This window comes from Micromonospora chaiyaphumensis, from assembly GCF_900091435.1.
In the GTDB taxonomy this organism is placed as follows: Bacteria; Actinomycetota; Actinomycetes; order Mycobacteriales; family Micromonosporaceae; genus Micromonospora; species Micromonospora chaiyaphumensis.
The window spans coordinates 302,128-315,758 of the sequence record NZ_FMCS01000009.1 but is presented as its reverse complement, the minus strand read 5'-3'; the positions used below and the strand labels follow the sequence as shown (position 1 = coordinate 315,758).

Genomic DNA, 13,631 nt, shown 5'->3' with positions numbered 1-13,631 from the left:
GGGCGTGGTGCAGCAGACCACCGATGTACCAGCGGGCCGTGTCGGACAGGCCGGCGTAGCCGGTCTCGTCGTAGAACAGGGGTTCGCCGCCCAGCCAGAGGCTCTGGTGGGTGTGCATGCCCGAGCCGTTGTCCCCGAACAGCGGCTTCGGCATGAACGTGGCCGTCTTGCCGTTGGCCCACGCCTCGTTCTTCACGATGTACTTGAACAGCTGCAGCTGGTCGGCGGCGTGCAGCAGGGTGGAGAACTTGTAGTTGATCTCCGACTGGCCGGCGGTGCCGACCTCGTGGTGTGAGCGCTCCACGGTGAAGCCGGTGTCGACCAGGCGACGCACGATGCTGTCGCGCAGGTCGGCGTAGTGGTCCACCGGCGGCACGGGGAAGTAGCCGCCCTTGTAGGCGGTCTTGTAACCCCGGTTCCCACCGGCCTCCTCACGGCCGGAATTCCAGGCGCCCTCGATGGAGTCGATGTAGTAGAACGACTGGTGCGCCGAGGTTTCGTGGCGGATCGAGTCGAAGATGTAGAACTCGGCCTCGGCGCCGAAGTAGGCGGTGTCGGCGATGCCGCTCGCCGCCAGGAACGCCTCGGCCTTCTTGGCCACGTTGCGCGGGTCCCGGGAGTAGGCCTCGCGGGTGAACGGGTCGTGGATGAAGAAGTTGAGCGCGAGGGTCTTCTGCGCCCGGAACGGGTCGATGAAGGCGGTCGCCACGTCCGGCAGCAGCAGCATGTCCGACTCGTGGATCGCCTGAAAGCCGCGGATCGACGAACCGTCGAACGCGAGGCCGTCGGTGAACAGGCTGTCGTCGACGGACTCGACCGGCAGGTTGAAGTGCTGCATCACGCCGGGCAGGTCACAGAAACGAACGTCGACGAACCTCACGTCCTCGTTCTTGAGGTAACGCAGCAGTTCCTCGGGATTGGCGAACACAGGTCCTCCTGGCGGGTCCACTCCGGTCGCTGTCTACCTGGCGACGCTATGGCCGCGGGGTTGCCCGGCCGTGTCTCCTCTGTTTCCGCCGTGTTACGTCCCTCGCGGAGCGTCATCCCGGCCGCTCAACGCCACCGGTCTGGCGCCGTTTGGTGGCTTTGGTCCTGTTCCCCGCTCGGTGCCGACCGGCGTACCCGGCAGCCCGGGGCCGCTGGCTACCCTGGCCGCTGTGACCGATACCGCCGCCGCGCCGGTGCCGCCCGCCGCGGACCCGACCTTCACGCCCCCGAGCATCGGCCGCCGCTTCGGCGCCCTGCTCATCGACTGGGTGCTCTGCCTGCTGATCGCCAACTTCTTCGCCGACCCGGTCCGCGACGGCTGGGCGCCGGTCCTGGTGCTGATCCTGGAGTACGGCTTCTTCCTCGGCCTCTTCGCCCAGACCCCCGGCATGTACATCACCCGGATCCGCTGCCTGTCCTGGGCCGACGGGGGCCGGATCGGGCTGGTCCGGGCGCTGCTGCGGGGTGTGCTGCTGGCCCTCGTGGTGCCCGCTCTGATCATGGACGGGCACCGGCGCGGCCTGCACGACCGGCTCACCGGGTCGGTCATCGCCGACGCCCCCCGCCCCGCTCGCCGCTGACCCGGCCCGCACGACGAAGGAGCCGGCCCCGCGGGGGTCCGGCTCCTTCTCGCGTACGACGGGGGTCAGCGACCCCGGGTCTGGCGGAACGCGCCCCGCGGCGGCCGCATGTTCTTCGGGATCGCGCCCTTGGGCATCTGCGGGCGGGCGGTGAGCGCCTTGAGCCGCTTGTCGAGGGCGTTGACGTCCTTCGGGGCGAGGCTGCGGGGCAGCCGCATCAGCGTCATCCGCAGCTTGCGGATCGGCAGCTCGCCCTCACCCTGCCCGATCACGTAGTCGTGCAGCGGTGCGGAACCGATCACCTTGGCCAGCCGGCGCTTCTCCTGGCCGAGCAGGCCGCGCACCCGCTGCGGGTTGCCCTCGGCCAGCAGGATCACGCCCGGCCGGCCGATCACCAGGTGCACCATGTCCATCTGCGTGGTGGAGCTGACCGCCGGGGTGACCCGCCAGTCGCCCCGCATGCTCTCCATGATCTGGGCCGCGGCGCCGGGTTGCCCCTCGGCGGCGTTCATCATCGCCTTGTTGGACCGCAGGTTGAGCACGATCAGCACGGCGAGCAGGATGAACAGGATGCCGATCGGCAGCCAGATCCAGCCCCAGAGGAGCACCGCGACCACGGTGAGCGCGAGCGGAATCAGCACCGCCGCCGCGGTCAGTGGCGCGAACCACCGGTCCTGCTTGGCGGTGAACTGGAACACCATCCCGATCTGCTTCAGCCGCTGGCCGAACGAGACCTTCTCCTGGGGCTTTGCCATGCCGAAGAGTCTAGTGGTCGGCGCGCGGCCCGTTGATCCGTGGCCGCCCCTAGCCGCGCGGCTGAGTACCTTACGTCGCCGCCGGCCGGCTGAGGCCGCTGAGTAAGGAGGGGGAGCGGCCGAAGATCAGGCAGCGCACCCATGCCCCGGGGGCACCTTCGCGCGGAAAGTCAGTGTCGACAGCGACAGACACCGCACGACAGGAGAACCGAGATGTTCGGCAACGACGCAGACCTGCTCCTCAGCATCCACCGCAGCCACGCCTCCGAGCTGCAGGCCGACGCGGCCCGCGACCGGCTCGCCCGGTCCCTGCCCCGCCGCCACCCGCGCGGCTGGCTGGGCCGCCGGCAGCACGCCGCCCGCGTCTCCGACACCCGCCGGTGACCGCCCCGGCGCTGCCGGCGCCCCAGCCCACCGTCACCTCGTCCGATGCGGCCGGACCGGGTCCAAGGGACGCCGGTCCGGCCGTCGCCGACGGGAATGGTGCGGCCGCCGGTCCGGCCGTCACGGGGGCGGCCGGGCCGGCGGGGAACGGGCCGGTCGGCCGGGCCGGAGCGGGCGTGCGTCATGGCATGCTCGACGGCGTGACCGTACGCGCCGCCAGCACCGTCCTCGTGGGCCGCCAGTCCGAGCTGACCGGCCTGCGCGAGGCGCTCGGCCGGGCCCGGGCCGGGGACCCGGCGACCGTGCTGGTGGGCGGCGAGGCCGGGGTCGGCAAGACCCGGCTGCTGGAGGAGTTCGGCGCGCACGCCTCCGCGGCCGGCGCGCGGCTGCTCATCGGCCAGTGCCTGGAACTCGGCGAGGCCGGCCTGCCCTTCGCGCCGTTCGCCGCCGCGCTGCGCGACGTGCTGCGCCACGACGGTCCGGCCGCTTTCGCCGGCTACGAGGCGGAGTTCGCCCGGCTGCTGCCCGAGCTGGCCCGGGTGCCGGCGGGAGCCGCCGCACCGGCCGGGCTGCCCGTCTCCGACACCCCGCGCGGCTACCTGTTCGACCTGGTCGCCGACCTGTTCCGGCGGCTCGCCGAGGAGCGGCCGCTGGTGCTGTTGATCGAGGACCTGCACTGGGCCGACCGCTCCACCCGCGACCTGATCGGCTTCCTGGTCCGGGCCGCCCGGGCGACCCGCCTGCTGCTGGTCTGCACCTACCGCACCGACGAGCTGCACCGAGGCCACCCGCTGCGTCCCTTCCTCGCCGAGCTGGACCGGGCCCGGGGCGTGGACCGGGTCGAGCTGGGCCGGCTGGACCGGGACGGCACCGCGGCCATCCTCGCCGACCTGCTCGGCGCCGAGCCGGCCGCCCGCGCCGTCGACGACGTGCACGGGCGTACCCAGGGGAACCCGTTCTTCATCGAGGAGCTGGCCGCGGCCGGCGACCCGGTCGGCTGCGCCGTGCTGCCCGAGACGCTTCGCGACCTGCTGCTGGCCCGCGTGGACCGGCTGCCCGAGCCGGCCCAGCGGGTGCTGCGGATCGCCGCCGCCGGCGGCACCCGCTTCGCCCACCAGCTCCTCGCCGAGGTGGCCGGCCTGCCCGAGGCCGAGCTGGAGGACGCGCTGCGCGCCGCCGTGGCCGGCCAGCTCGTGGTGGCCGACCCGGACGGCGACTACGAGTTCCGGCACGCGCTGGTGCGCGAGGCCGTCCACGACGACCTGCTCCCGGGTGAGCACGCCCGGCTGCACGCCCGGTACGCCGCCGCCATCGAGGCGCAGCCGCACCTGGTGGCCGCCGGTCGCGCCCCGGCCGAGATCGCCCACCACTGGTACGCGGCACACGACCACCCGCGCGCCCTCATCGCCGCCCGGACCGCCGCCGCTGCCGCCGCCGACCGCTACGCGTACGCCGAGCAGAGCCGGCTGCTGGAACGGGTCCTCGAACTGTGGGAGCTGGTGCCCGACGCCGCCGACCGCCTCGGCATGGACCACCTGCGCGTGCTGGAGGAGACCCTGGCCGCGGCCACCACGGCGGGGGACTACAACCGGGCGCTCACCCTGACCCGCGCCGGGCTGGCCGAGGTGGACACCGCCGCCGAGCCGCTGCGCGCCGCCGGCCTGCTCTACCGGCGCGGCCGGCACCTCGCCCTGCTCGGCAAGAGCGACGGCACCGCCGAGGTACGCGAGGCGTACCGGCTGGCGGCCGGGGTGGCGGACACGCCGGAGCGGGTGCGGCTGCTCGCCGACATCGCGGCCCACCTGGTCAAGATCGACCCCGAGCAGGCCGCCTCGGTGGCCGACGAGGCGATGGCCGCGGCGGAGGCGATCGGCGAGGACGTCGCCCTGCTGCCCACCCGGATCGCCCTGCTCTGCCGCACCGACAAGGCACCCGACCTGGGCCTGTCCGAGCTGCGCCGGGCCGAGGCCCTCGCCCGGGCCACCGGCAACGCCCCGGCGCTGGTCAGCGCCCTGGTCTACCTCTCCGACGTGCTCTACGAACTGGGCCGCTACGCCGAGAGTGAGGAGGCCGCCGCGGCCGGGGTGAGCGAGGCGCGCCGGGTCGGGATCAGCCGCTCGACCGGGGCGTACCTGCTGTCGAACCGGGCCGAGGCGCTCATCGCGCTCGGCCGCTGGGACGAGGCCGACGCGGCGTGCGCGGAGGCCGCCCGCATCGACCCGCCCGGCGTCTCCGGGCTGCACTGGCTCCAGCTCCGGGCGGGGCTGCGGCTGGCCCGGGCGCATCCCGCCGCCGACGAGCTGGTCGGCCGGGCGCTGGCCTTCCTGGCCCGGCCCTACCTCTGGCCGAACCACCGGCTGCCGCTGCGCGAGCTGCGCATCGAGGCCGCCCTGGCGGCGGACGACAAGGTGGACGCGCTCGCCGCGAGCCGGGCCGCCCTGGCCGACGAGCGCCTGGTCGACCTGCCCCGGGAGGCCTGGCCCGTGGTCAGCGCGGTCGCCCGCGCCGCCGCGCTGGTGGGTGACGCCGGGCTGGCCGCCGAGGCGTCCGCGGTGGCCGCCGCGCTTCCCGCCCGCTATCCGGCGGAGGAGGCCTACGCCGCCCAGGTCACCGCGATCCTCACCGGCATCGGTCCCGCGACCGGTCCGTCCTCCGGAGGCGGTCCCGCCTCGGGTGCGGCGCTGCCGGCCTGGCGGGCGGCGGTCGCGCGGTGGCGCGCGGTCGGGCAGCCGTATCCGCTGGGCCGGGCGCTGCTCGCGCTGGCCGAGGCCGCCGCGGCGGCCGGCGAGCGGGACGAGGTCGCCGACGCCGTCCGCGAGGCCGCCGACATCGCCACCCGGCTCGGCGCCGCCCCGCTGGGCGAGCAGGCCGCCACCCTGGCCCGGCGGGTCGGGCTGCGCGGCACCGGCCGGCCCGGTCCGGACCTGCTCACCAGCCGGGAGCAGGAGGTCCTCCGGCTGGTCGCCGAGGGGCACAGCAACAGCCGGATCGCCGAGCAGCTCTTCATCTCGCCGAAGACGGCGAGCGTGCACGTGTCCCGGATCATCGCCAAGCTGGACGTGACCAACCGGGTGGAGGCCGCCGCCCTGGCGTACCGCCTCGGCCTGCTCGAACCGGCGCCACCCGCCACGCCGGCTCAGCGGCGGGGCAGGTAGATCCGCCAGCCCGGGACGTCGACCACCCTCAGCCCGTCCGGGCCGGGTCCGAGCCGCCCGTCCAGCCGGGCGGCCAGCGGCGACCCGGCCGGGGCCACCCAGGCCGCGCCCGGGTCGGCGTCCACCGCCCGCCGGTATTCCGGCAGCCGGTCGAACCCGGGGCGCAGCTCGTCGTCGACCACCGCGCAGCGCACCTCCTCGCCGCTGGCGAAGGCGAGGCGGTTGCAGGTCCAGTAGCCGGCGCGGACGTGGCGCAGGTTCAGGTCGCCGAGGGCGTCGACGAGTATCCGGTGCCGTTCGGCCTCCGCGTGGGTGGCCGGCACGGTCCCGACCGCGCCCGCCGTGGCGACCGCCCCGGTCCCCAGCATCCCCGCCAGTACGGCGACCGCCGTCACCCCGGCCGCCCGGATCCGCTTCCGGCCGCCCGCGCTCGGGATGATCGACTCCGGATCGCCGACGTGGCGGTATCCGGGCCGGTCGGATCCCGCCAGCTCGCCGAGGTGCTGGCCGGCCGGGTCGGATCCCGCGAGGTCGCCGAGGTGGTGGCCGGCTCGGCCGGTCCCCGCCGGCTCGCCCGGCTGGTAGGGCTTGGCGGGGCGGGGCCACAGGCCGGCCCGGCGGGCAGCGGACCAGAGGGGCCAGAGCAGGGCTGGCATGGCGACCGCGAGCACCGAGAGGTAACGGGCGCTCTCCATCGGGGCCCGCCCGGCGGCGTTGCTCAGCGCATACGCCGCCAGCACCGCCGCCGCCGCGGCGAGCAGCGCCAGCCGCACGGCCGCAGACGCCCATTCGCCCGGCACGTCAGCGGGACCACCGCCAGATCTTGGAGATTTGTCGTTCGCAGCGAACGGAAACTCTCCAAGATCCGCGGACGCGACGGACGCCGCTTCCGGCGCGGCAGGCGACACGGGCGGCGCGGGTCGGCGGAGGGTGCGCCAGGCGGCGATCGCCGCGAGCAGCAGCAGGACGAGGAACGTGGGCGCCCACCAGAGCTGCCACCCGGCGCAGTGGCCGGGGGAGCAGAAGCCCATGGCCAGCGGCGGCCCGAGGACCAGCCCGCCGTGCAGGCGCTCGCCCCAGCTCGCCGCGGCATCGGCGCCGCTGGCGGTCAGCACGGCGGCGAGCGGGTCGCGGCCGTGCCGGAGGCTGTCCAGCAGCATCGGCGCCGCGCCCAGCAGCAGCCCTCCCGCCAGGGCTGCCCCGGCGCGCCCGACCAGCTCTCGCCGGCGCCACAGCACCAGCACCGCGCCGAGCGCCAGCACGAACGGCAGGATCAGTGGATCGACCCAGAGCAGCAACCCGGCAACCAGCCCCCAGGCCGCCCACCGCGCCAGCCCGGACGCTCCCGCCCGAACAGGAAGGCGCGCAGCCGGCTCGGACCCGCCCGGCGGCAGAGCGAGCCGCGCCGCCGGCCCATCCACGACCGCCCGGCGGGAGAGCCCTCGCGAGCCGCCCGCGCACAGCCCCACGGTGAGCAGCGCCACCGCCACCCCGCCCGGGTTCAGTTCCGGGTAGCCGCCCCCCGCGATGAGCTGGTTCTTGAGCACCCGGTCGGAGCCGAGCGCGAGCACGGCGACGACCAGCAGGGCGTACCAGCGGTCGCCGCCGAGCCGGCGGGTGAGCCGCCAGGACAGGGCGAGGAAGAGGGCGTACAGGGCGAGGGTGGGCAGCCGCAGGACCAGCACCGACGGCCCGGCCAGGGCGACCAGTGGCGCGGCCAGGTACGCCTCCAGCGTGCCCATGTAGGCCTGCCCGTAGAACCAGACGGGGAAGTCCTCGCCGCGGGCGATGTGCAGGGCGGCCAGCCCCATGGTCGCCTCGTCGCTGTTTCCGGGCGGCACGTCGGCGAGCAGCAGCGCCAGCCGGTAGCCGACCCCGGCGAGCCCGGCCAGCAGGGCGAGCAGTGCCGGCAGCCGGGTACGCCGGGGCGTACGCGGGCGGGTGGCCTCGCGTGGCTCCTGGCGTACCCCGGCGGTCATCCCTGGGATCATGGCATCCGGCGGGCGGCCGGCGGTGGGTGACGCGGTGGACGGCCGGCCTCAGCCGGCGGCCACGACCTCGTCGCGGGCGGCGAGCGCCTGCTGGTAGAGCCGCCCGGCCCGGTACGACGAGCGGACCAACGGGCCGCTCATCACGCCGGCGAAGCCGATCTCCTCGGCCTCCTCGCGCAGCTCGACGAACTCCTCCGGCTTGACCCAGCGGGTGACCGGGTGGTGCCGGGGGGAGGGGCGCAGGTACTGGGTGATGGTGATCAGCTCGCAGCCGGCCTCGTGCAGGTCGCGCAGCGCCTGGGAGACCTCGGCCCGCTCCTCGCCCATGCCGAGGATCAGGTTGCTCTTGGTGACCAGGCCGTCGGCGCGCGCCTGGCGGATCACGTCGAGGGAGCGCTCGTAGCGGAACGCGGGGCGGATCCGCTTGAAGATCCGCGGCACGGTCTCGACGTTGTGCGCGAGCACCTCGGGCCGGGCGCCGAACACCTCGGCGAGCTGCTCGGGCACCGCGTTGAAGTCGGGGATCAGCAGCTCGACGCCGCAGCCGGACTGCAGGGCGTGGATCTGCCGGACCGTCTCGGCGTAGAGCCAGGCGCCGCCGTCGGGCAGGTCGTCGCGGGCCACGCCGGTGATGGTGGCGTAGCGCAGGCCCATGGCGGCGACCGACTCGGCGACCCGGCGGGGTTCGTCGGCGTCGAACTCGGCGGGCTTGCCCGTGTCGATCTGACAGAAGTCGCAGCGCCGGGTGCACTGGTCGCCACCGATGAGGAAGGTGGCCTCCCGGTCCTCCCAGCACTCGTAGATGTTGGGGCAGCCGGCCTCCTGGCAGACGGTGTGCAGCCCCTCGCGCGAGACGAGCCCGCGCAGCTGGGTGTACTCCGGGCCCATCTTGGCCTTGACCTTGATCCACGGCGGCTTGCGCTCGATCGGCGTCTCGGCGTTGCGCGCCTCGATCCGCAGCATGCGCCGCCCCTCGGGGGCGACGGTTGCGGTGCGCGCGGCCTGCTCAGTCGTCGGCGCGGAGTGCTCGATCGTCACAAGGCCGAGCGTACGCCGGTCGGTGGCCGTCGATGGACCTCGGGCGACCGCCGTCACGCCCGGAATCATGTGACACCGGACACCAGCCACCAGAAATCCCCGTCACACGGGCCGGGGACGGGTGCTAGCGTGCCGGGCAGAGCTGCGACGGAGCCGAGTAGCGCGCCGACCCGCCAGCGCAGAGAGCCGCCGGTTGCTGAGAGGCGGTCTGGCGCCGGTGCGTGAAGACCCTCCCGAGCTGCGGGAAGAACGGCGGTCCACCCGCCTAGTAGACCCCGCCGGCTGGCCCCCGTCACGGGCGACGAACGAGGCCCTCCGCCGAGGCGGAGGGTGAAGGTGTGGTGGCACCGCGAGGTTTCCCGCTCGCCCACACCTCCCCGGGCTGAGGTGATGCTTCGCCGCCCGAGGGCGGCGAAGGCGTTGCGAGTGACCAAGGAGGTAACCGCCGTGCAACGCATCCTGTCCTCCCAGCTCACCCACCACATCGGCGAATCCGTGCGGATCGCCGGCTGGGTGCACCGCCGCCGGCTGCTCAAGTCGGTGGCCTTCCTCATCGTGCGGGACGCCGCCGGCCTGGCCCAGGTGGTGGTCACCGACCCCGCCGTGCGCGCGGCCGTAGAGTCGCTGCCCGAGGAGACCGTCGTCGAGGTCACCGGCACGGTGGTCGCGAACGCCACGGCGCCCGCCGGGGTCGAGGTGGCCGAGCCGACGGTACGCCCGCTCGGCCCGCCCGCCGTCCCGCCGCCGTTCGACCTGTACCGGCCGGTGCTCACCGCCACCCTGCCCACCCAGCTCGACCACGCGCCCACCGCGCTGCGCCACCCGACCCGCTCCGCCGCGCTGCGGATCTCGGCGGCGGCGGTGGCCGGCTTCCGGTCCGCCCTGGACGCCCGCGGGTTCGTGGAGGTCCACACCCCGAAGGTGGTCGCCTCGTCGACCGAGAGCGGGGCGAACGTGTTCGCGCTGGACTGGTTCGGGCGGCCCGCGTACCTGGCCCAGTCGCCGCAGTTCTACAAGCAGCTCATGGTCGGCGTCTTCGAGCGGGTCTACGAGGTCGGGCCGGTGTTCCGCGCCGAGCCGCACGACACCGTCCGGCACCTGGCCCAGTACACCTCGCTCGACGTCGAGCTGGGCTTCGTCGCCGACCACCGGGACGTGATGGCCGTGCTGCGGGAGACCCTGGCCGGCATGCTGGCCGAGGTGGGGGCGCGGGCCGGCGGGTCACTCGCCACCCTGGGCCGCACCCTGCCCGAGGTGCCCGCCGAGATCCCGGCCGTGCACTTCACCGAGGCGCTGAAGATCGCCGGGGCGCCGGCCGACGAGCCGGACCTCGCGCCGGCGCACGAGCGGGCGCTGGGGGAGTGGGCGCGCCGCGAGCACGGCTCGGACTTCCTCTTCGTGACCGGGTACCCCATGGCGAAGCGGCCGTTCTACACCCACCCGGACCCGGCCCGGCCCGCGTACTCCAACGGCTTCGACCTGCTGTTTCGCGGGATGGAGCTGGTCACCGGTGGGCAGCGGCTGCACCGCCACGAGGACTACCTGGCCGCCCTGGCGGCGCGCGGTGAGCCGGTGGAGCCGTACGCCGGGTACGTGGACGCGTTCCGGCACGGCATGCCGCCGCACGGGGGCTTCGCCATCGGGCTGGAACGCTTCGTCGCGCGGCTCACCGGCGCGGCCAACGTGCGGGAGGTGACCGCCTTCCCCCGGGACCTGCACCGGCTCACCCCCTGACCGGGGATCACGCCGCCGCGATCCGGGTACCCCGGGTCGCGGCGGCGGCCGGAAGGTGAGGGGCGGCATGGGTGAGCAGGTGCGGGCGACGCTGCGCGGCCTGCTGCACGTGCGGCCGGCGCCCGGCGCGCACCGGGTCGCGCTGCGGGCCGGGATCAGCGTCCTCGTGCCGCTGCTCGCGGTGCTCGCCGCCGGCCGGCCGGGCTGGTCCGTGTACGCGGTCTTCGGGGCGTTCACCTCGCTCTACGGCCGCAACCACGTGCACCTGTCCCGGGCCGCCATGCAGGCCAGCGCCGGGGCGGCCCTCACCGCGACGGTCGTCCTCGGCGTGCTGGTCGGCGCGCTGCCGTCCCGGGCGTGGGTCGCCGTGCCGGTGGCCGCGGCCGTCGCGGCGCTGGGCGCGGTGCTGGCCGCCGCCCAGGACTGGCACCCGCCCGGGCCGCTGTTCCTGGTGTTCGCGTTCGGCGCGGTCGCCTCGGCTCCGCACGCGGTGTCGGACGTGCCGGTCGCCGCCGCGCTGGCCGGGGCGAGCGCCCTGTTCTCCCTGCTGGTCGGCAACGTGGGCAGTGTGCTGCGGCGGCAGCGGAGCCGGCCGGCCCGGCTCGCGCACGTGTGGACCTGGCAGCCGGTGCGCTGCGCCCTGGCCGTGGTGGTGGCCGGCGGCGTGGCGACCGCCGTCGGGATCGGCCACCCGTACTGGGCGATGGTGGCGGCCGTCGCCCCGCTCAGCGCGGCGGGGGTCACCGCCCAGCTGGTCCGCGCCGCGCACCGGATCCTCGGCACGCTGCTCGGGCTGCTCACCAGCGCGGTGCTGCTCGCGCTCGCGCTGTCGCCGTACGCCGTCGTGCTGGTGGTCGCGGTGCTCCAGATCGTCACCGAGCTGCTGGTGGGCCGCAACTACGGGCTGGCGCTGCTGTTCATCACGCCGATGGCGCTGCTCATGGGCCAGCTCGCCGTGGCCCGGCCGGCCGGGCAGCTGCTCTACGACCGGGGCGTGGAGACGGTGATCGGCGGGATCGTCGGCGGCGCGATCGTGCTCTGCGAGCCGTGGCTGCGGGCGCGGCTCGCCGCCGGCCCGCACGACGACGGTCCCACCTAGGGCGCGACCGGGAGCTGGCGCTTGTGCTCGGTGGCGCGGTAGCGGTCCACCAGCGCCGCCTCCACCTCCGCCGGCACCGGCCGGCCCTCCAGGTAGTCGTCGATGTGCTCGTAGGCCAGGCCGAGCGCGTCCTCGTCGAGCTTGCCCGGGGCCAGGCTCTCCAGGTCTGCCGTGGGCGCCTTGCCGACCAGCTCGGCGGGCGCGCCGAGCGCCGCGGCCAGTGCCCGCACCCGCCGCTTGGTCAGCCCGGTCAGCGGGACCAGGTCGGCCGCGCCGTCGCCGTGCTTGGTGAAGAAGCCGGTGACCGCCTCGGCGGCGTGGTCGGTGCCGACCACCAGCCCGCCCTCCGCGCCGGCCACCGCGTACTGGGCGATCATGCGCTGCCGGGCCTTGACGTTGCCGAGCACGAAGTCCTGCTGGGCGGCGTCGCGGAAGGTCAGCCCGCCGGCGACCAGCGCGTCCAGGGCGGCGTCGGCGGCCGGCTTGACGTCGACCGTGAGCAGCCGGTCCGGGCGGATGAACTCCAGCGCCCTCTGGGCGTGGTGCTCGTCGGCCTGCACCCCGTACGGCAGGCGCATGGCGACGAAGACGGCCGGGTGACCGGCGGCGCGGGCCCGTTCCGCGGCGAGCTGGCAGAGCCGGCCGGCCGTGGTCGAGTCGACGCCGCCGCTGATGCCCAGGACCAGCGTGGTCAGGCCGGTGTCGACGAGGCGGTCGGCGAGGAAGACGACGCGGCGCTCGATCTCCTCGGCGGCGTCGAAGGTCGCCGGCACCCGCAGCTCCTCGGCGATCCGCTGCTGGGTCGACATCACGTCGGTCATCGGGGGTCCTCTCCTCGTCAGGCGGGACCGAGCAGGTCCCAGGGGTTGCCGGCGAGGTCGCGGAAGACGGCGACCCGTCCGTAGGGCTCGGTGCGCGGGGGCTTCACGAACTCGACCTTCGCCTCGACCATCCGCCGGTAGGTGGCGTCGAAGTCGTCGACCTGGAGGAAGAAGCCCACCCGGCCGTGGGTCTGGTCGCCCACGGCGGCCGCCTGCCGTTCACCGTCGGCGCGGGCCAGCAGCAGCCCGGTGCCGCCGCCCGGCGGGCGGACCACCACCCAGCGCTTCGGCCGGCCGTCGTTGGTCAGGGACGGCTTGTCCTCGCTCAGCTCGAAGCCGAGCACCTCGGTGAAGAACGCGATGGCCGGGTCGTAGTCGGCGACGACCAGGGTGACGAGATCGATCCGCACCCGGTCAGTCCTGGACCGTGACCAGGGTCGGCAGGTGCCGCTCGACCACCGGCAGCACGTCGGCGACCGTGATGGTGCGGCCCAGCTCGGCGGTGAGCGAGGTGACGCCGGCGTCGCGGATGCCGCACGGCACGATGCGGTCGAAGTGGCCGAGGTCGCAGTCGCAGTTGATGGAGAAGCCGTGCAGGGTCACGCCCCGGGCCACCCGGATGCCGATGGCGGCCACCTTGCGGGCCGGCCCCCGGTCGTCCTCCGGGACCCAGACGCCGCTGCGCCCCTCGACCCGGCCCGCGGCCAGCCCGAACTCGGCGCAGACGTCGATCAGCAGCTCCTCGGTGCGCCGGACGTACGCCACCACGTCGACCGGGTCGGGCAGCTTGACGATCGGGTAGCCGACCAGCTGCCCCGGGCCGTGCCAGGTGATCTTGCCGCCGCGGTCCACGTCGATCACCGGGGTGCCGTCCATCGGCCGGTCCCACGGCTCGGTCCGCTTGCCGGCGGTGTAGACGCTGGGGTGCTCCAGCAGCAGCACGGTGTCGCCCCGCTCGCCGGCCACCACGGCCTCGTGCAGCCGGCGCTGCTCGTCCCAGGCGGCCTGGTAGTCGAGCAGGCCGGCACGGACGGCGGTCAGCCCGGAAGTCGTCACGCTCACCCGTCCAGCCTAGTCCCGCGGGCC

The 13,631-nt window shown here is 75.0% G+C and carries 12 protein-coding genes; 5 read left to right on the top strand and 7 right to left on the bottom strand.

The genetic code is table 11. From position 1 onward, the window contains the following. A partial coding sequence (locus GA0070214_RS24110) for a glutamine synthetase beta-grasp domain-containing protein (protein WP_091268391.1) occupies positions 1 to 928 on the bottom strand: 928 nt, incomplete at its 3' end. A 229-nt stretch (positions 929 to 1,157) separates the two neighbouring features. On the opposite strand from GA0070214_RS24110, the gene GA0070214_RS24105 reads away from it, so the two are divergent. Further along, positions 1,158 to 1,568, top strand: a complete 411-nt coding sequence (locus GA0070214_RS24105; RefSeq protein ID WP_208602881.1) for an RDD family protein — start codon at positions 1,158 to 1,160, stop codon at positions 1,566 to 1,568. Between the two features lie 65 nt (positions 1,569 to 1,633). Here GA0070214_RS24105 and GA0070214_RS24100 read toward each other — a convergent pair whose 3' ends face one another. Further along, positions 1,634 to 2,323, bottom strand: coding sequence for a DUF4191 domain-containing protein (locus GA0070214_RS24100; RefSeq protein ID WP_091268389.1), 690 nt, complete (start codon positions 2,321 to 2,323; stop codon positions 1,634 to 1,636). A 213-nt stretch (positions 2,324 to 2,536) separates the two neighbouring features. Here GA0070214_RS24100 and GA0070214_RS31985 point away from each other — a divergent pair, with 213 nt between their 5' ends. Together GA0070214_RS31985 and GA0070214_RS32860 are read left to right on the top strand one after the other, a co-directional pair. Further along, the gene (locus tag GA0070214_RS31985; protein WP_167364328.1) at positions 2,537 to 2,707 is read left to right on the top strand and encodes a hypothetical protein; all 171 of its coding nucleotides are present in this window, start codon (positions 2,537 to 2,539) and stop codon (positions 2,705 to 2,707) included. Between the two features lie 200 nt (positions 2,708 to 2,907). Continuing rightward, entirely contained in the window at positions 2,908 to 5,862 is a 2,955-nt protein-coding gene (locus GA0070214_RS32860; RefSeq protein WP_279615666.1) for a helix-turn-helix transcriptional regulator, read from the top strand. On the opposite strand, the gene GA0070214_RS24090 is transcribed toward GA0070214_RS32860, so the two are convergent. Together GA0070214_RS24090 and lipA are read right to left on the bottom strand one after the other, a co-directional pair. Beyond that, positions 5,844 to 7,841, bottom strand: a complete 1,998-nt coding sequence (locus tag GA0070214_RS24090; protein ID WP_244167824.1) for a DUF423 domain-containing protein — start codon at positions 7,839 to 7,841, stop codon at positions 5,844 to 5,846. The genes GA0070214_RS32860 and GA0070214_RS24090 overlap by 19 nt on opposite strands. Positions 7,842 to 7,901: 60 nt before the next feature. Continuing rightward, positions 7,902 to 8,960 carry a lipoyl synthase gene (gene lipA / locus GA0070214_RS24085; RefSeq protein ID WP_377463205.1) on the bottom strand — a complete coding sequence of 353 codons (1,059 nt, stop codon included), beginning with the start codon at positions 8,958 to 8,960 and terminating at the stop codon, positions 7,902 to 7,904. 378 nt (positions 8,961 to 9,338) lie between these two features. Here lipA and aspS point away from each other — a divergent pair, with 378 nt between their 5' ends. Both aspS and GA0070214_RS24075 read left to right on the top strand, forming a co-directional pair. Next, positions 9,339 to 10,625 (top strand): aspartate--tRNA(Asn) ligase, encoded by a 1,287-nt coding sequence (gene aspS, locus GA0070214_RS24080; protein WP_091268438.1) that lies wholly within the window; start codon positions 9,339 to 9,341, stop codon positions 10,623 to 10,625. Between the two features lie 67 nt (positions 10,626 to 10,692). Then, the gene (locus GA0070214_RS24075; RefSeq protein WP_091268382.1) at positions 10,693 to 11,724 is read left to right on the top strand and encodes an FUSC family protein; all 1,032 of its coding nucleotides are present in this window, start codon (positions 10,693 to 10,695) and stop codon (positions 11,722 to 11,724) included. On the opposite strand, the gene nadE is transcribed toward GA0070214_RS24075, so the two are convergent. Genes nadE through lipB form a run of 3 tightly spaced genes read right to left on the bottom strand, consistent with a single transcriptional unit; the run spans position 11,721 to position 13,607 of the window. Continuing rightward, complete coding sequence (nadE, locus tag GA0070214_RS24070; RefSeq protein WP_091268380.1) at positions 11,721 to 12,545, bottom strand: ammonia-dependent NAD(+) synthetase; 825 nt, start codon at positions 12,543 to 12,545, stop codon at positions 11,721 to 11,723. The two genes, GA0070214_RS24075 and nadE, sit on opposite strands and share 4 nt — an antisense overlap. 17 nt (positions 12,546 to 12,562) lie before the next feature. Continuing rightward, entirely contained in the window at positions 12,563 to 12,955 is a 393-nt protein-coding gene (locus GA0070214_RS24065; RefSeq protein ID WP_091268378.1) for a VOC family protein, read from the bottom strand. Positions 12,956 to 12,959: 4 nt separating this feature from the next. After that, positions 12,960 to 13,607, bottom strand: a complete 648-nt coding sequence (gene lipB, locus GA0070214_RS24060) for a lipoyl(octanoyl) transferase LipB (RefSeq protein WP_091268377.1) — start codon at positions 13,605 to 13,607, stop codon at positions 12,960 to 12,962. Positions 13,608 to 13,631: the final 24 nt, after the last annotated feature.